Origin of the sequence: Methanolobus vulcani (genome assembly GCF_900100715.1) — an archaeon.
GTDB classification, from domain to species: domain Archaea; phylum Halobacteriota; class Methanosarcinia; order Methanosarcinales; family Methanosarcinaceae; genus Methanolobus; species Methanolobus vulcani.
The window spans coordinates 61,900-79,110 of record NZ_FNCA01000006.1 but is presented as its reverse complement, the minus strand read 5'-3'; the positions used below and the strand labels follow the sequence as shown (position 1 = coordinate 79,110).

General features: G+C 41.2%; 15 protein-coding genes. 10 read left to right on the top strand and 5 right to left on the bottom strand.

Features of this window, described 5'->3' with window-relative positions; translation table 11 throughout:
• The first annotated feature begins 15 nt into the window (after positions 1 to 15).
• Genes BLP52_RS09630 through BLP52_RS09620 form a run of 3 tightly spaced genes read left to right on the top strand, consistent with a single transcriptional unit; the run spans position 16 to position 3,585 of the window.
• Positions 16 to 1,788, top strand: a complete 1,773-nt coding sequence (locus BLP52_RS09630; protein ID WP_091710273.1) for a radical SAM protein — start codon at positions 16 to 18, stop codon at positions 1,786 to 1,788.
• Positions 1,781 to 2,800, top strand: coding sequence for a FecCD family ABC transporter permease (locus tag BLP52_RS09625; RefSeq protein ID WP_091710272.1), 1,020 nt, complete (start codon positions 1,781 to 1,783; stop codon positions 2,798 to 2,800). Before BLP52_RS09630 ends, BLP52_RS09625 begins: the two co-directional genes overlap by 8 nt.
• Complete coding sequence (locus BLP52_RS09620; RefSeq protein WP_091710271.1) at positions 2,791 to 3,585, top strand: ABC transporter ATP-binding protein; 795 nt, start codon at positions 2,791 to 2,793, stop codon at positions 3,583 to 3,585. Before BLP52_RS09625 ends, BLP52_RS09620 begins: the two co-directional genes overlap by 10 nt.
• 69 nt (positions 3,586 to 3,654) lie before the next feature.
• Here BLP52_RS09620 and pheT read toward each other — a convergent pair whose 3' ends face one another.
• Together pheT and BLP52_RS09610 are read right to left on the bottom strand one after the other, a co-directional pair.
• The gene (gene pheT / locus BLP52_RS09615) at positions 3,655 to 5,274 is read right to left on the bottom strand and encodes a phenylalanine--tRNA ligase subunit beta (RefSeq protein ID WP_091710270.1); all 1,620 of its coding nucleotides are present in this window, start codon (positions 5,272 to 5,274) and stop codon (positions 3,655 to 3,657) included.
• Positions 5,275 to 5,489: 215 nt separating this feature from the next.
• Positions 5,490 to 6,398 carry a UbiA family prenyltransferase gene (locus tag BLP52_RS09610; RefSeq protein WP_091710269.1) on the bottom strand — a complete coding sequence of 303 codons (909 nt, stop codon included), beginning with the start codon at positions 6,396 to 6,398 and terminating at the stop codon, positions 5,490 to 5,492.
• A 369-nt stretch (positions 6,399 to 6,767) separates the two neighbouring features.
• Between BLP52_RS09610 and BLP52_RS09605 the strand changes: the two genes are divergently transcribed.
• The 3 genes from BLP52_RS09605 to rnhB all read left to right on the top strand — a co-directional run bounded on the left by BLP52_RS09605 (position 6,768) and on the right by rnhB (position 11,867).
• On the top strand, positions 6,768 to 8,855 hold the full coding sequence (locus tag BLP52_RS09605; RefSeq protein WP_238380779.1) for a type II/IV secretion system ATPase subunit: 2,088 nt from the start codon (positions 6,768 to 6,770) through the stop codon (positions 8,853 to 8,855).
• A gap of 29 nt (positions 8,856 to 8,884) precedes the next feature.
• A complete protein-coding gene (locus BLP52_RS09600) occupies positions 8,885 to 11,092 on the top strand; it encodes a type II secretion system F family protein (RefSeq protein WP_238380778.1) in 2,208 nt (735 codons plus the stop codon).
• A 103-nt stretch (positions 11,093 to 11,195) separates the two neighbouring features.
• Positions 11,196 to 11,867, top strand: coding sequence for a ribonuclease HII (gene rnhB, locus BLP52_RS09595; RefSeq protein ID WP_091710267.1), 672 nt, complete (start codon positions 11,196 to 11,198; stop codon positions 11,865 to 11,867).
• 50 nt (positions 11,868 to 11,917) lie between these two features.
• Here rnhB and purQ read toward each other — a convergent pair whose 3' ends face one another.
• The 3 genes from purQ to BLP52_RS09580 form a co-directional block, all read right to left on the bottom strand.
• Complete coding sequence (gene purQ / locus BLP52_RS09590; protein ID WP_091710266.1) at positions 11,918 to 12,613, bottom strand: phosphoribosylformylglycinamidine synthase subunit PurQ; 696 nt, start codon at positions 12,611 to 12,613, stop codon at positions 11,918 to 11,920.
• Complete coding sequence (gene purS, locus BLP52_RS09585; RefSeq protein ID WP_091710265.1) at positions 12,610 to 12,861, bottom strand: phosphoribosylformylglycinamidine synthase subunit PurS; 252 nt, start codon at positions 12,859 to 12,861, stop codon at positions 12,610 to 12,612. The genes purQ and purS overlap by 4 nt, the downstream gene beginning before the upstream one ends.
• Positions 12,862 to 13,027: 166 nt before the next feature.
• Positions 13,028 to 13,615: a CDP-alcohol phosphatidyltransferase family protein gene (locus BLP52_RS09580; RefSeq protein WP_091710264.1), complete on the bottom strand. Its 588-nt coding sequence runs from the start codon at positions 13,613 to 13,615 to the stop codon at positions 13,028 to 13,030.
• A 262-nt stretch (positions 13,616 to 13,877) separates the two neighbouring features.
• Here BLP52_RS09580 and BLP52_RS09575 point away from each other — a divergent pair, with 262 nt between their 5' ends.
• The 4 genes from BLP52_RS09575 (at position 13,878) to BLP52_RS09565 (ending at position 17,203) form a co-directional block, all read left to right on the top strand.
• Positions 13,878 to 14,264, top strand: a complete 387-nt coding sequence (locus BLP52_RS09575) for a hypothetical protein (RefSeq protein WP_091710263.1) — start codon at positions 13,878 to 13,880, stop codon at positions 14,262 to 14,264.
• Positions 14,265 to 14,423: 159 nt separating this feature from the next.
• The gene (locus tag BLP52_RS09570) at positions 14,424 to 16,595 is read left to right on the top strand and encodes a diphthine--ammonia ligase (RefSeq protein ID WP_091710262.1); all 2,172 of its coding nucleotides are present in this window, start codon (positions 14,424 to 14,426) and stop codon (positions 16,593 to 16,595) included.
• 106 nt (positions 16,596 to 16,701) lie between these two features.
• Positions 16,702 to 16,878 carry a hypothetical protein gene (locus BLP52_RS14420; protein WP_154717844.1) on the top strand — a complete coding sequence of 59 codons (177 nt, stop codon included), beginning with the start codon at positions 16,702 to 16,704 and terminating at the stop codon, positions 16,876 to 16,878.
• A 1-nt stretch (position 16,879) separates the two neighbouring features.
• Positions 16,880 to 17,203, top strand: coding sequence for a hypothetical protein (locus BLP52_RS09565; protein WP_091710261.1), 324 nt, complete (start codon positions 16,880 to 16,882; stop codon positions 17,201 to 17,203).
• Positions 17,204 to 17,211 lie beyond the last annotated feature (8 nt).

Genomic DNA, 17,211 nt, shown 5'->3' with positions numbered 1-17,211 from the left:
AAAGGAGGCAAAAAAGTGAAGTGCAAGATATGTGAAATGGCTTGTGACATCAACAAGCATAGTACAGGCAGATGCAAAACCTACCAGCTTGATGGTGACAAAATAATTCAGGACCCTGATAGTGGGTATCTCGGAGCGTTTCCTGTTTCAATAGAGACAATCCCTATGCTCCATTACTATCCTGCAGGAAAATTCCTTCAGGTATTCAGCACTGGTTGTAACTTCCAGTGTCCTGGATGCATTGCAAGACTGCTGGCTTCAAGAAGATCGCTTGGATGGCCAACCCTAAGTCCTGACCAGGTAATCGAAACTGCACTAAAACTTGGTTGCAAGGGAATTGTTTCCACACTCAATGAACCTGCTGCTAATTTTTACATGTTCCGTGAACTGGCACTAAAAGCTAAGGAAAAAGGCCTCCTTGTTGGATGTTCATCTAACTGCTACTTTACGGAAGAAACTATTGAGGAACTTGCTCAATTTGTCAATTTCATGAATGTTGGAGTAAAGGGACATTCTGATGACGCTTACAGGAATTGTGGCGTCCTGTCCTCCAAGCCAGTATTTCGTAATATCGCGAAGTTACATCGGATGGGAGTACACGTTGAGGTCTCGGCAGTCTACTTAAAAGGAAACGAAGATGATGTTATTCAGGTTGCCAGGACTCTTGCAAACATATCAACCTCAATTCCTTTGCAGCTCATGAGATTCATTCCATTCGGTGATGCACCGATAACCCTTGAACCTTCCATTGGTGCATCGGAAAGACTGTGCAACAGCCTGCATGACCATCTGGAACATGTGTACCTCTTCAACTCTCCCGGTACAGGATTAATGCATACTTATTGTCCTGAATGCGGTGAAATCGTTACAGAAAGAGAATTCTACGGACCTATGGGTTCCAGACTCCTGAAACCATGGAGTAATTACACCTGTAAATGCGGCCATGATATTCCGGTCACAGGTACAGGAGCCATTGAGAGTTTCAGTGAATCAGGATTTATGGGCGGATACAGGATAAGCCGTGCTTTTGGAATGGTTCATGCTGTTCTTACATGCCTGGGAATTCCCGAAGAAGAAAGGATGCTTGAAGTATGGAAGGAAATTTCCAGTTCAGAAGCACTCATGGACATTCACCACATGATACAGAACCCAACCTCATATCTGGAATATATCAGATTGATCGCTGACAAAGCAGGTGTGCAGGAGAAAGGTGAAGATCTTATAACATTTATCAGCAAGCGTCTGGAGCTGATTGAAAAAATAGCCTCGGAAAATGATGGCGGAAGCGCATACTACTGCATGGGTTCACCGCTCTTTGCACTGAATGCCGGAAGAATGGAAAACAACCTTGTTAATTTTGCCGGAGGACAGAGTATCAACAAATTACTTCAGAAAGAAGGTAAACCAGGTTTTAATGTTGAGCCAGGATTTATCAACGACAATAACCCCAAAACGATATTCATCTCCGGTTTTCTTTCCCGTCCGCTTTATGAGTTCTACGGTCTCTGCAAGTATTATGGAATAGAAGCAGATGCAGTAAAGCAGCAGAGGATATATGCGCTTCCACCTTCATGGGATTTCGGAAGCCCACGCTGGATACTCGGGCTCCTTTACATTGCAGATAAACTCTATCCGGGTAAACTTGGAATCGACGTTGAGCAGGAAGCAAATACATTCTACTGGCGCTACTACGGTATATATTACAGCGAAGCAAAACCTAACAGGTCTTTCCACAGGCCATCTTCAGGAATCTGGCCAAAGGAGGTTGTGAGGTGCACTCATGCCTGATCACAGGCGATGTGCCACCATTTCAATTTATTTGCTTCCAATATTGCTGTTAGTTGCTTCACTCTTTGTTGGCAGATACCAGATGCCAGCATCACTTGTTGTTGCTGACATCGTGAATACAGTAATTTCCTTTATATCAGGAACTGCAAGCCCGATGTCCACCCAGCACACTGTACTTTTCAGTGTGAGATTACCAAGAATACTTGCAGCCTTGCTTGTAGGCTCATCACTTTCACTTGCAGGAGTATCATTCCAGGGTGTTTTTAGAAATCCCCTGGTATCACCTTATATTCTTGGAGTTGGTGCCGGTGCAGGTTTTGGTGCATGTGTAGGTATACTGCTCTGGAACAGTCAGCTTGCAATACAACTGCTGTCATTTACCTGTGGACTGATAGCAATGTTTGGCGCAATCAGTATGGGTAAGGTCAGCAAAGGAACAGGAACTCTTGTATTCGTTCTCTCGGGAATTATCGTGGGTTCGATATTCACAGCCCTGATATCACTTGCAAAATATGTGGCTGATCCTTATGATGACCTGCCGGAAATCGTATTCTGGCTCATGGGAAGCCTGTCTTCTATCAGATATAACGACCTGCTCTGGATCATTGTACCAATGCTCTCAGGAACATTGGTACTTTTCCTCCTGAGGTGGAGAATTAACATTCTATCACTTGGAGATGAAGAAGCTCGTTCTCTTGGTGTGAATGTTGATCAGATACGCTTGATAATCATTGTCTGTGCCACTCTTGTCACATCGGCTGCAGTGAGTATCAGCGGCGTTATCGGATGGGTGGGACTGGTCGTACCACATATTGCAAGGATGATCGTAGGTCCTAATTACAACCGGCTTTTGCCAATGAGTATGGTGATTGGTGCATCATTCATGCTTCTGGTAGATGACCTTGCAAGAACTGTAACTGCAACTGAAATACCGCTGGGAATAATCACTTCCCTGCTTGGTGCACCGTTATTCGCATATCTTCTGAAAAGGGGGCGTATGGGATGGAATTAGAATTAATTTTAGAAGTAGATTCACTGGCATATTCGTATGGTAAAGGACCCGTCTTTGAGGATGTATCATTTTCAATGAAAGGCGGAGAAGTAATGTGTGTACTCGGACCCAATGGAGTTGGCAAGTCCACACTTATCAAATGTATTGCAGGTATTTTCAAACCTGCTGCTGGTTCTGTCCGTATACAGGGTGAAGATACTCAAACAATGACTTCAGGGTCTATTTCAAAGAAAGTCGGATATGTACCACAACAGAACGAGACCGTTTTTCCATTCGATGTACTTGACTTTGTAGTTATGGGACGAACACCTCATCTTTCAATCTTCGGTTCACCCGGAGAGGAAGATATGGAAATTGCATGGAAGTCCCTTGAAACAGTCGGTGTTGAACACCTTTCTGACAGGACACTGAACAGCCTCAGTGGAGGACAGCGACAGATGGTGCTGATAGCCCGTGCTCTTGCACAGGAACCTGCACTGCTTTTACTGGATGAGCCTACTGCACACCTGGATTTTGGAAATCAGGTGTTGGTCCTTGAAACCGTTCAGAAACTTTCAGCATCAGGAATGTCAATTGTTATGAACACTCACATGCCTGACCATGCTTTCCTGGTAGGCAGCAATGCTGTTGCTCTGACAGGTGGAAAACTGCTCGCTTGCGGACCGGTTCCATCGGTTGTGAACAGTCAGATAATGTCATCGGTCTATGGCATAGATGTCACTGTGAGAGATATCACTGACATTAACAGAAAAGTATGCGTCCCATGTGGAAGTGGAAAGTGCTGATACTTTCCGCTTTTCAACCGGGAATCAAAAATTAGAATACAATTTAAAAAAGAAAATTGAGTTTGAAGATCAATCCAGAAGATCGATCTCAAATCCGACAACCGGCTGACCAAGGCCGAAGTTAACTATAACCTGTGGGAACAGTTCTCCCATGACACCTATTTTTTTGCCATTTACGAGAATGTCAGCCCTTCTGCCTTCCATAAATGCAGGGTCTTCTGATTCTACAACCTCATATTCCACAAGTCTTTCACGCATAAGTGCATCAACGAGTTCCCTTACTTCAGTGAAGTTTGCCTGTGGGCTTATGGAAACTGCTGCAAGGTGCAGACCGTTCTTTCCGTCGATAACAACATCACCAGCCTCAAAGATCCTCTGTGGAAGCTCCCTGTGCTGGTTCATGGAAAGGATCTCAATGAGGTTAGGCAGGATAGTTGTCCTGACCATAGTCTGATCCTCGCTTATCGGATGCATTACATAGGTGACATCATCGGTCTTTTCCCTGCACATCCAGTCGAAGTGAACCCTGTCGCTAGTAAGTGTGAAAGGCATGACCTGAAGATATCCAAGTCCGGTCATAATCTCACGCATATCAGAGCTAATGTCTGAAAGCATGTGTGACTTACCTACTGTTGCATTCATTGGGAATACTGCAGGGATCTTGTCAAAGCCATATCCGACTGCAATATCTTCAATGATATCTGAGTTATCAAGAATATCCGCACGGTAACGTGGGATCTGTACTTCAATGCGTCCGTCAGCAAGTTCTTTTGCACCAAAACCCATTCTTCCAAGCTGGTTAATTATCTCATCAGCCGGAAGTTCCATACCAATAAGACCATCGATCTCTTCTCTTTCGAGTACTTTTAACCTTGGGCTCAGGTCAAGAGGGATAGATTCGGTTCCATCTGCATTTACAACCTTAACATACTCAATCTCTCCGCCACGTTCTGCAAGAGCTGTTGTGACTATGTTCAGAGCTGTGTACACTTCGTTGCTAAGTCCTGTAACATCCACCAGAAGATCAGTTGTATCCTCAGTTACCATTGTAAGTGTACCGTTAATGATTGGCGGGAATGAGAGTACATTGTTGTTTGCATCAAGGATAAGTGGATACATGTCAAAACCATCAAGGATATGTGCAAAGCGTGTTCCTTTCGGATGCTTCTCAAGTATTTCCCTCATGGTCATTGGTTCTGTGAAATCAAGAGGAACAAAACTATAATCCGGGTCAGCTGCGATGTATCTGAAAGGAGGCTGTACTTTTGAGAGGTCGTGCACACCTATTGATACTTTCTTACGGTCACGTCCAAGTCCCCAGTGGAGTGATTCCTGAAGGTCCATCAGGGTCTTGATAGCACTTGAAGTAAACTTTACACCACGGACTATTGCACAGCCAAAAACAGGACGGACTGAATCTATATTCTCATCCTTTGTGATCTCTACTGTGTAAGGTTTGACCTCATATTCCCTGAAACCGGGATCAATATCCAGAAAACCACGCAGTGCACGTGCAACACCCTCAACACTGTAAAGGTCCGGGCGGTCAGGGAAGAATTCGATATCAATAGAATCATCTTCTATACGCTCGATATCTGCGCCTATCATCGGCACGCGTTTAATAATAGTATCCTTGTCTGTTCCAGTTAATTTTTCAAGGTCATCATATGGTAAGGTTATAATAGGCATAGGGTTTTCCTCAGTTCCTTCCCTGTTTTGTTCTAGCTATAATCTAGCAGAACATATCCAACTTTACATTTAATATTTGTGTTTAAATGTGGATAAATGGGGTTTTCAGGGAGACATGTAGTTAGTTTGGAGAGTTCTTGTTCGTTTTTTTAGAGGAATTGGAACCCTATGCCTGAAACATTATGAATGCTAAGATCGAATGTAAGATTAAATGCTCAGAAAACACTGAGCATTGCAACGTATTTTCCTGCAAATATGAATATTGACCACATGATAGGTTCAAATGCTGCGAAGACGTAAGATGTGTATTCTTTTCTGGACCTTACAACCCTGTTAATGTAGCTTACAGCATAATAGAACATTGGAATAATTGCAAGTGTGAAAGCTGGTAGTATACCCATTACAACACATTCCAGCATGAAGATGATTGATACTATATTGATAAGTCTGAGAATAAATGGGTATTTTCTGTCTCCAAGAATGGCAGGAACTGTCAGAAGACCATCTTTACGGTCGCCTTCCATATCTCTTACATCAAAGAGGATCTGTATATTCATCATGCGGATGAAGACAAAAAGTGCAAGCATCATTGCACCGTATGTTATTGGTAATGAATAATAGACAAAAGCAAAAATTGCCATGAATGCCCAGACGATAGAAACAAAGACGTTCTTGAATGCCGGTATCTTTTTTGTAAGCTTCTTAAAGTGGCTTCCATAAAGAAGACCAAGAACCAGGATTGCAATTCCTATTGCAGTTATAGTGAATGATGTGAAGAATATCATTATAGTAAAAAATACCGTAGATGAGATAATAACTGTACATTTGCTCTTGTTCTTGCATAATAGATACTTTGCACGGCTGCTGTTTGTAGCTTCATCAGAAGAGGCCCCCTGTGTATAATCATAAAGATAGATCGCGTAGAACATAAGATATGTCACAAAAAGAATATCCCAGCTCACAGGGATCATAAACATAATGCAGCAAGCCATTACAACAGAAACTGACCCTATAGCGAAGAGATGTCCACCAAAGACGAGTTCTCTCCAGAGCATATTCATAAGCATTACGATATCATTTCTAAATCCTAATCCGGAACTGACTGCATGTACATTAGAACTCATAAAAGTTGATAACTTTGGACATGCATGTCAATATAATGAATATAATTGTATATTTATAGAAAAAAATATGTACATCTAGTATATACCAATGAACATACACCACTTAGATAAATATCTACGAAACTACGAAGGATGAAAAGTAATGATATTGGGAATTTCTGCATTTAAAGTCTGCAGATATGTAGGAACTATCGAAATAAACTAATAATGTAAGAGAGAAAAGTTACATTCCTACAATACCTTTAATTACCAGTATAGTATAATTATAATAAGAATATAATATAATCAATCATGCTTCTGATACCTTAAACATTATCAAATAATTAATAATAGATTATGAAATCAAATTATTCATCCAGCGGTGAAAAAATGGCCGATGATCAATCTAATGTTTCTGAGGAAGAATCTTCCATTCATAATAAAAAAGATAATCCTAAAGAAGTTTCCAGTGATCAGGGAACTGATGATGAGATCCTGAACACGGATATAATGAAGGAAATGTCGGAAATAGAAAAAGACCGAGAGAAATTCGAGAAAGATTTTGCTCAACTGCTTAGTACCACTGAGGCCATAACTGCTGAAGACAACGAGGATCAGGAAACAGAAGAGGAAAATGATGATGACTTTGGGATATTACTTCCAAGATCACCTAATTTCGGTCCTCCAAAGCCATTGATCACTGATAATATTGACGTGGAAAAAACTCCAGAAACGACTATAGAAGAAGAGATCACTGGAAAGGAAGAAGAGACCAATACCAACACAGAAGAAATTGAGAGTATCTCGTTGGAAGAAGAATCAATATCAGCGGATACTCTGGAAATCGACTCCGAAAATGAAGAAGAGGAAGCTCCTCAAGAGCAGACGGAAGAGATAGAAGAGAAACTGGGATTTGTTGATAAGATCAAAAACCTCTTCAAGCAAACCGAGATAGAGATCGATCCGTATGATCCTGAGCTCCACGGGCCTATTGCTGAGTTTAAAGGCGTGGAAGGATATGAAGAAGTTGAACGCTACTGGGTCAATGAACCATATGCATTCATAGTTATCCTATACAACGAAGAACGCAACAGTCATCTTTATTATATCGTTGAACCTGAACTTACTGATTTTGAACATACTTTCCTTCTTGAAATAAAAGACAGGTTAAGAGATGTGCTTTTAGTGGAAGAGATCAACGAAGAGGAAGATGACAAAGAAGCTGTTCTTGACTCCAAGATAAGGTCAATTATTAAAGATTACACTATCGAAATTACACCACCAATGCTGGAAAAGATCTCATATTTCATCAAAAGGGACTTTGTCAGGTTCGGAAAGATAGATGCCCTGATGATGGATGACTCCATTGAAGATGTGTCCGGCAATGGCCATGATGTCCCAATTTTCCTTTACCACAGGGCACACCAGAATATCGCTACCAATGTCGTCTATGAAGAAGATGAACTGAACTCTTTCATTATTCAGATGGCTCAGAGAAGTGGAAAACACATCTCAGTTGCAGAACCTATGGTTGATGCGACCATGCCGGATGGTTCAAGGATACAGATGACACTGGGTACAAGTGTTACAGCACACGGCAGTACATTTACCATCCGTAAGTTCAGCGACACACCAATTACACCTGTTGACCTTATCAAATGGGGAACCTTCTCCTCAGAATCAATGGCATATCTCTGGCTTTGCATTGAGAACAACAAGAGTCTGATCTATGCAGGAGGTACTGCATCAGGTAAGACTTCTTCACTTAACGCAGTTTCACTCTTTATTCCTGAAAAAGCCAAGGTCATCACACTTGAAGATACAAGGGAACTCAAACTTCCACATCCTAACTGGATCCCAAGTATCACAAGAGATTCATTCACAGCAGATGAAAGAGGAGCTGTTGACATGTATGACCTGCTAAAGGCAGCCCTCAGGCAGAGACCTGAATTCCTGCTTGTGGGTGAAGTAAGAGGTAAAGAAGCACTCACACTTTTCCAGGCAATGTCAACAGGACACACCACATTCTCGACAATGCACGCTGACTCTGTTGCATCTGCCATTCACAGACTTGAGAACCCGCCAATAAGTGTTCCACGTACAATGATCCAGGCGCTGGATATCATGAGTATCCAGTCCCAGACATACACAAAAGGTAAGCGTGTAAGAAGGAACATCAAACTGGTAGAAATCGTTGACATTGATCCTAATACAAGGAACATCAGGACAAACGACATCTTTGTCTGGGATTCAGAGTCTGACATGTTCATACGTACTGGTGAATCAAAAGCACTTTTCGATATTAAGATGAGACGTGGTTGGGCACAGGGTAAGGTAGACCAGGAATTGTACTATCGTCAGAAGATCCTTGAATACATGGCAAACAACGGTATCACAGATTTCCAGGAGATCTCTGATATAATCAACGCTTACCAGTCCACACCGGAAAAGGTCCTGAAGAAATTACAACTGGTATAATGCTGGTGTAAAAAACTGGGTGTGATAATGTGACTGAGACAAATGAAAGTTCTGAGATACTGACAGAGAATGTCCAGGAAGATATTATCGATAAAATAGAAGATGGGGATATATCTGCCGAAGATCAGACAGCTCAGGAACTGGCAACTGATGATCAGAAGGGAAAAAAGAAAAAGAGATCAAAAAAGTCAAAGAATAATTTGGACCTTGATCAATACATAAAGAAGGCTTCAATTTATGTAGAGATACTTAAAAAGATACCTTACGTACTTCTTGGCGACAAGATAAAAGCCAGAAGAGAAAACTATGAAAACCTTCAAAAACAGCTTAACCAGGCACGTATACCAATATCTCACGAGATGTATATCTCAAATGCCATATTCTATTCTATTGTTGCAGGAATTGCAGGCGCTCTTATAGGATTATTCCTTACATATACAGTGGTTGTCCTTGTAGGATTACCGGACCAGTTAACAAATGTCACATTCAGTCCAAGAATGGCGTGGTTACTGTCCTTTAAGGAACTATTTGTCGGCGTTTTCATTACGGCTATTTTCATAGTAGGAATGGGAGGAATAGTCTATGCGCTTTTCATGCTTTTTCCGGGATTCCAGGCAAGTGAAAGAAAAGCAAAAATTGACATGCAACTCCCTTATGCTGTTACATTCATGTATGCGCTCAGTAAAGGCGGAATGAATATCATTGATGTGTTCAGGGCACTTGCAAGATCCGAGGACACATATGGAGAAGTATCCAAAGAAATAGATTCCATCGTAAGGGATATGGATTATTTCGGACATGATCTGAGAACTGCACTTTCAAGCGCTTCGGAAACAACTCCATCAGAAAGGTTCCAGGACCTTATGTATAACCTTCTTACTGTCATTGACAGTGGAGGAAATATACCTAACTATTTCCGTGACAAATCAGAACAATACCTTATCAAGGCAGAAGTAGATCAGAAAGGATTCCTTGAAACCCTGGGACTACTGGCTGAATCATACGTAACTGCCTTTGTAGCAGGTCCACTTTTTATTATCATCATGGGTGTCATGATGGCTGTAATGGGTTCAGGAACCACCACCATGGTATATGCCATCATCTACGCAGTATTGCCCATAGGTTCCATAATGTTCGTTGTGATGATCAGTATTATCACACCGACAGAGCTTGGTGAACCAAAGCTGCTTCCTACCACCGAAACGCTGAACCACGGGATACCGGATGTTCCAGAAAATCTGAAACAGATTTATGATGACGAGGGTGAGCTTCTAGATGAGACTGAAGATAAAGTCCGTAATAGAGGTTATTTCGAAGGTTTCATCAAATCCAAGAAATCCCTTGCTTTGAAGGGTATAGCATTGAACCCTCTAAAACCAATGCTTAAAGAGCCGCTTACCACACTTGCCATCACAATCCCACTGGCTTTGCTTGTAGTCCTTATACCCATGCTAATGAACATGAACATGATACGCAATCCAGTCTTCTTCGTGGATTTTATCGATGACAAGATAGTACTTGCACTGTTCATAATCATTTTACCACTTTCAATATTCCATGAGATAAAGACCAGAAGGAAAAGAAAGCTTGAGAACAGCTTCCCGGATTTCATGAAGAAACTTGCCAGTACCAACGAAACTGGTATGACACTCAGAGATTCGATCAGGCTTATGGCCAAGTCCGATACCGACACACTGAGCAAGGAGATCAGGAAGATCTGGCATGATATCTTCTGGGGACTTGAGATCAATGATTCATTGATACGATTTGCAAATCGTCTGAGAACTCAGGTGGTCACAAGGTCACTCTCACTTATCACTAAAGCCAATGAGTCAAGTGGAGATATAGGTGAGGTTCTGATGGTAGCTGCAAGGGATGCAGCATCCGAGCAGGGTATGAAGAGAGAACGTAGCATGAGCATGATGATCTATATCGTCATTATCTACATATCTTTCTTCGTTTTTGTCGGTGTTATCTTTGTCATTTCCACGACCTTCCTTACTGAGATGGCAGAAGCAGGACAGCAGATGGCAGCTTCGGGCTCACAGACGGGAGGCTTCCTTGGTAGCTTTGACCTTGAAGCATACACACGCCTGTTCAAGCATGCATCCATAATCCAGGGAATGAGTTCAGGACTCATGGCAGGTGCCATGGGAGAAGGAAATGTCATGTCCGGCCTGAAACACTCTGTTATCATGGTGGCAATCGGATATGCGATATTCACGCTTTTTGTCTGATAGAACGAATTTTGGAGAATAAATGCCAGGAAGTTAAACTTGTCCTGGCAAATACTTTTTTAGAATCAGAATCCTTTGTACTGTTAGTAAAGAGGATTTGTTCATGAAAATAGCCGGATTAGACGAAGCTGGAAAGGGACCGGTAATAGGACCAATGTGCATTGGCGGAGTTATGATTGATGGTGATAAGGAAAGCACATTAAAGAATCTTGGAGTTGCGGACTCAAAGAAACTCAGTCCTAAGAAAAGATCCCAGCTTGCCGGCCAGATAGAGAAGTATTCTGAAAAGGTATTTGTTTTAGAAATCTCTGCACAGCAGATCGACGAACTCAGAACCCTTATGAGTATGAACGATATCATGGTGCTGGCATTCTCAAAGGTGCTTGAACAGCTCCATCCTGAAACTGCATATGCCGATGCTGCAGATGTAAATGAGGAAAGATTTGGTGTCAGACTTCTGGAAGAATACAGGAAAAACAATCCTGAAAAAGCTGATCATCTGACAATTGTTTCAAAACATAGGGCAGATGCAAGTCATCCTATAGTATCTGCTGCATCAATCGTTGCTAAAGTTCGCAGGGACCAGCTTATAGAGGATTTAAAAGCTGAGAATGGTGTGGATTTTGGAAGCGGATATCCTTCAGACCCTAAAACAAAAAAGTTCCTTGCTGACTGGTATGGTGAGCATGGAGAATTACCTGATTATGTGAGACATTCCTGGAAGACGGTGGAGAATGTAATCAAGAATGCTGAAAATGAAATCAATCAGGAATAGAGAAAAGTCAGAATTAAAATTAATTGGAGTTTAAATAAAAAAGAGTAGAATCAATTTTTGGAGATGAACTCCACCATTGATTCGAATATTCTGATACCGTCTTTTGAACCGAGTATTTCCTCGGAAGCTCTCTCAGGGTGTGGCATCATACCAAGTACGTTCTTCTTTGCACTTACAATGCCTGCAATGTTCTCCTGTGAGCCATTAGGATTTGCTTCGTCTGTGACTTTACCTTCCTTGTCAACATATCTGAATGCGACCTGACCGTTGTCCTCAAGTCTTGAAAGGGTTTCTTCGTCTGCGTAGAAATTGCCTTCCATGTGAGCAATAGGAATACTGACTACTTCGCCTTTCTTGAATTTCGATGTAAATGGTGTGTCAGTTGTTTCAACTCTCAGAAGTGTGGATTCACATTTGAATTTCGGATAGTTGTTGGTCGTAAGAGCTCCATCCAAGAGACCTGATTCAGTGAGAATCTGGAAACCGTTGCATATACCTATTACAGGTTTACCTGCTTCTGCAAGTGTTTTGATGGAAGACATGACAGGAGTACGTGCTGCAATGGCACCGGCTCTAAGGTAATCTCCGTATGAGAATCCTCCCGGGACAACTATCCCGTCAAAACGGGAAAGGTCTTCTTCCTTGTACCATACAAGTTCAGCGTCAACTCCGAGAACATCCTTTAAGACATGCAACACGTCAAGGTCACAATTGCTGCCACCAAACTGTACAATACCTATACTCATTGCAGTTCCCTCAGGGAGATAGCATAATTATGGATGATCGGGTTTGCGATGAGCTTCTGGCACATCTGTTCGACTATTTCTCTGGCATCGTGGATGTTCTCTGCCTGAAGATCGATTGTGTATTTCTTTGCTGTTTTTACACTGTCGGTCTTATAGCCTAAATGTTCGAGTGCCCTTTTGATGGTTGTGCCTTCAGGGTCAAGCATACCGCTTTTAAGTTCAATGGTTACATCTGCCTGATATTGCATTTGGAATCCTCATTTGATGATGTATATTGATAATAATATGACAGTTAACTAGGCAATTAATAATAACGCCTTATATTATAAGCTTTGCATTGGGACATGCTATTTCCAATTCCCGAACACAAAAATAAAAACAAAAATAACAATGATGAGATCATAAAATAGAAGATCATGAAAGCTCTTTTTTTGCATATAGCAAACGCTGAACCATTGTTATGTGTGTAAGGATAACTATCAGGACAATGGATTCTACAAGATATCCGCTAAGTGAACCTGCAACAAGGATTAGCATACGTTCCGGTCTTTCGGCAATACCTATGTTCATTGAAGCTACACCTGCACTCTCTGCCCTGGAACGCACGTAACTCACAAGGTACGAACCCATGATGGCAAAGACGACCCATAACCAGAGTGGAACGGAGAAAAAACTGGTCTGAAAAATAGCACCGGTTACTGAACCGTAAATGATACCAGCGAATATAATTGCATCTGCATACCTGTCACATACGGAATCCAGTACAGCCCCGAATATTGTCATACGGCCTTTTGCCCGGGCAACAGCACCGTCTATCATATCGAAGAAACCGCTGAAAAGGATAAGTAAACCTCCTGTAATCAGGTCACCTGTAGCGAAAACAAACGCAGCCCAGACGCTAATCAGAAGACCGATTATGGTAAGCGAATTCGGAGATAATGGAATCCATTTCACAAACGGTAATATCGAAGACCTGATAGTATCTTTGAGTTCACTGAACATTATATTCCTCTGTCCTGTAATGGTTGTAACTATCTAGAATCTCATTCTATTTCATCTGTTGCATTTTATGAAATAAAAGGCCACAGAGTAAATAGAGTACCTCATCATAATGATACTCATCAGACAGTATAGTAGAGAAAAACTTAAATAGTTAATTGAGAAAGCTGCAATTGCAGTTAGTGATTTCGCAGGATAGAAAAATCAAGTTGTGAAAATACCTGGGGTTTTGTACCCTTTCTGCTAAAAAAATCGAGGATAGTAAATGAAGACCGAACGTAAGATTCTGGTATGCGAGAACGGAAAGCTGGTACTGAGGAAGATATCACTTGCCTATAAGGACTCCAATGGAGAGACCGCATATCTGTTCGAGCCTGAAAAGAAGGCAGAAAGCCAGACCGAGAACTACTACGAACGTATAGAGAACAATTTCCTGCTCATTGGTCTTCTCAGGAAAGTTGACATGTCCAAACTCAGCAACGAAAAAATTCAGGCTCTTATGCTCAGGAAGCACGAAAAGGAAGAGAATTTCCTCAGGGCCGGAAGAGCCAATGGGTACAACCTTGGCCTTGATATGAACCCTGATGATATTTTGAGATTCTACATATCACTTTCACCCGAAGAACGTGTTGCTCTGGAATGCAAGCCCTGAGCACATTTTCTTTTAACTTTATTTACAATTCAACTAAAGTTTATTCATTTTGTTCAAATAATCCTCTCTTTTTCATTTTTTACTTTTCACACCACAATACTCAAAGCATTTATCAGACTTTAACGCTTCTTTGAACTAAAACAGGTCACCGATCAGAATATGTGCTCAATTACAGGCTTTTTTAACAATGACAACTCACTGGAGTATACCCTCAGTTCCCTTGAGATCACAAAGAACAGAGGGCTCGATGGTATTGGGATCTGCACTGCTGAAAGTGTTTTTCGTGCAGAAAATGTTGATTCACTTAGAATAAACACTGAAATTCCAGAAAGTAATGTACTGGGACATAGGCTACATTCAATGGTCAACTTCGTCCTTCAGCCTCTTGTCTATAAAGGCAGGATAGTTGCTAATTGTGAGATATACAACTGGAAAGAGCTAGCTGAGAAATATGAGATCGAAGCCGAGAATGATACTGATCTGCTGATACAGCTAATTGAGAAGAGAAACGGAGATAATGAGAGCAACATGATGCATCTCATAGACGAGGTTCTCCGTGAGGTTATCGGTGTCTATGCCATCGCATACTGGCTGGGGGATACAGTTTATATTGCAAGGGATATTGTTGGCCTTAAACCACTCTGGTACAGCAACTCTGGTTCTGATGGATTTGCATTTTGCTCTGAGAAAAAAGCACTTGCCAGAAATGGTTTTGCAGATATCAAAGAACTGAATCCAAGAGAGATACTTGCCTACAATATCAGAACCGGAAACCTTGAAAAATTTAACAGGGAATTTTTTTCCATTACGCCGGAACACGAAGGCAGCATTGCTGAAATTGAAAAAGTAATGCTTGAAAAACTGGAAGATGCTATATCTATCCGCATGCCGGAAGAGAAGTTTGGTATCCTTTTTTCAGGAGGACTTGATTCTACAATAATAGCCTCCCTGTGCAAACTCATGGGAAAAAAGCCTGGAATTGATTTTACATGTTACACAGCAGGTCTTGCAGGAGTTCAGCTCCCACCTGATGTGGAATATGCAAAGAAAATGGCAGAAGAACTCGGACTCGATCTGAAAATCAAAATCATAGACCTTGACGAAGTAGAGGAATATCTCAAAGATGTGGTTCCTCTTGTTGAGGACAGCAACGTTCCAAAAGTTGGTGTTGCTCTCACCATATATGCAGCATGTATTGCTGCAAGAGAAGACGGCATCAGGGTGATGTTCTCAGGCTCAGGAGCCGATGAGATATTTGCAGGTTATGATCGCCACAAACGCTCCACAGATATAAGCAGGGACTGTTATGCTGATGTTCTGAAGATATACGAGAAAAATACCTACCGTGACGATGTTGTTTCCATGAACAACAACATTGAATTACGTGTTCCTTATCTTGACAAAAGGTTCGTTGATTATTGTCTGAAGATCCCACCTGAATACAAGATCAATGAAGAACAGAACAAGCTCATACTCCGCATGCTTGCAGAAGAGATTGGTATTCCTGCCGAAGTCAGTCAGCGCAGGAAACAAGCTGCACAATATGGAAGTCGCTTTGACAAAGCCATCGGCAAACTTGCAAAGAAAGCAGGATGTAAAACTAAGACTGACTATCTGAAGCAGTTTTACGGACAGCCAAACCTCAAACTCGGCGTGCTATTCAGTTCAGGCAAGGACAGTAATTATGCGATGCATGTGATGCAGCAGCAGAACTACTCAATTGAGTGCCTTATCACGATCAAAAGCCAGAATCTTGATTCATACATGTTCCACACTCCTAACATTGACCTTGCACGCCTGCAGGCAGAAGCAATGGAACTTCCACTCATCGAAGAACTCACAAAAGGGGAGAAAGAAAAAGAGCTAGATGACATGAAGAATGCCATTATCCGTGCTAAAGATGAGTTCGGTATTGAAGGAGTTATCACAGGTGCCCTTTACTCAAATTACCAGCGTGAGAGAATAGAGAGAGTTTGTGACGAACTCGGACTCAAAGCATTTTCACCTCTGTGGCATATTGACCAGGAGAAAGAAATGTACCAGCTCCTTGACCTTGGTTTTGAATTCATCTTCAGCAGTGTAGCTGCATACGGACTCAACAAAAGCTGGGTAGGCCGTATTATCAGCGAGAAAGATATTGAAAAACTTGTAAAGCTCAACGAGAAGATAGGATTAAACGTTGCAGGCGAAGGCGGCGAATTTGAGAGCTTTGTAACTGACGGACCGATGTATCACAAAAAGATAGAAATTAAGGAAATGGAAGTTATCGAGAGGGACGAATACACAGCAAAAGTGGTTATCACCAATGCAGTGCTTGTGGATAAAGAGTAATAATCATCTTGAAATAAAGGACATTCTAATTTCCGACCATAAGTCATAAAGTTTATAATATTGCATCAAAATATACAATAATTAATAGTAAGATAGAAGTAATAATATGAGTGATGGACTAGCTGCGGGTATAAGTGCACTCGCTATGATTATTGTTTTTCTTTTTGTTGTCCTTCCTGCACTGGAAGATGCAACAGGTGTTGTGCAATTCAGTGGAATTTTTACTTTAGGGTTCATTCTAATGGGACTGGCTATTTTTGCCACATTGTTGAAAGGGAGATAAAATGTCATTTTCAGAATGGATTGATAGACAAATAAATCGTCATTTTGGAAATTATATTCCTACAAAAATTATGACATTTTCAGCATTATTAGTCATTTTTAGCACAATTGGATTCAATACAAACATTTATGCATACTACACAGGTTTAACAGTAGAGAATAAAATATCTTTTGTATTTATAGTGCTGGTAGTGTTGCTAATTCTCATGTTTGTCTATTTAAATGACAAGATAGACCAACTTAACATATTAGTTTCAAAAGACAGTGATTGCGTTACAAGTGAAGAAAATAACATTAGTAAAAATGATAACAAAAAAAATTTGTGAAAACATTT

Coding starts and splice junctions, on each gene's coding strand:
- BLP52_RS09625 (WP_091710272.1), top strand. CDS start 1,781: ATGCCTGATCACAGGCGATGTGCCACCATTTCAATTTATTTGCTTCCA.
- BLP52_RS09620 (WP_091710271.1), top strand. CDS start 2,791: ATGGAATTAGAATTAATTTTAGAAGTAGATTCACTGGCATATTCGTAT.
- pheT (WP_091710270.1), bottom strand. CDS start 5,274: ATGCCTATTATAACCTTACCATATGATGACCTTGAAAAATTAACTGGA.
- BLP52_RS09610 (WP_091710269.1), bottom strand. CDS start 6,398: ATGAGTTCTAATGTACATGCAGTCAGTTCCGGATTAGGATTTAGAAAT.
- BLP52_RS09605 (WP_238380779.1), top strand. CDS start 6,768: ATGGCCGATGATCAATCTAATGTTTCTGAGGAAGAATCTTCCATTCAT.
- rnhB (WP_091710267.1), top strand. CDS start 11,196: ATGAAAATAGCCGGATTAGACGAAGCTGGAAAGGGACCGGTAATAGGA.
- purQ (WP_091710266.1), bottom strand. CDS start 12,613: ATGAGTATAGGTATTGTACAGTTTGGTGGCAGCAATTGTGACCTTGAC.
- purS (WP_091710265.1), bottom strand. CDS start 12,861: ATGCAATATCAGGCAGATGTAACCATTGAACTTAAAAGCGGTATGCTT.
- BLP52_RS09580 (WP_091710264.1), bottom strand. CDS start 13,615: ATGTTCAGTGAACTCAAAGATACTATCAGGTCTTCGATATTACCGTTT.
- BLP52_RS09575 (WP_091710263.1), top strand. CDS start 13,878: ATGAAGACCGAACGTAAGATTCTGGTATGCGAGAACGGAAAGCTGGTA.
- BLP52_RS09570 (WP_091710262.1), top strand. CDS start 14,424: ATGTGCTCAATTACAGGCTTTTTTAACAATGACAACTCACTGGAGTAT.
- BLP52_RS14420 (WP_154717844.1), top strand. CDS start 16,702: ATGAGTGATGGACTAGCTGCGGGTATAAGTGCACTCGCTATGATTATT.
- BLP52_RS09565 (WP_091710261.1), top strand. CDS start 16,880: ATGTCATTTTCAGAATGGATTGATAGACAAATAAATCGTCATTTTGGA.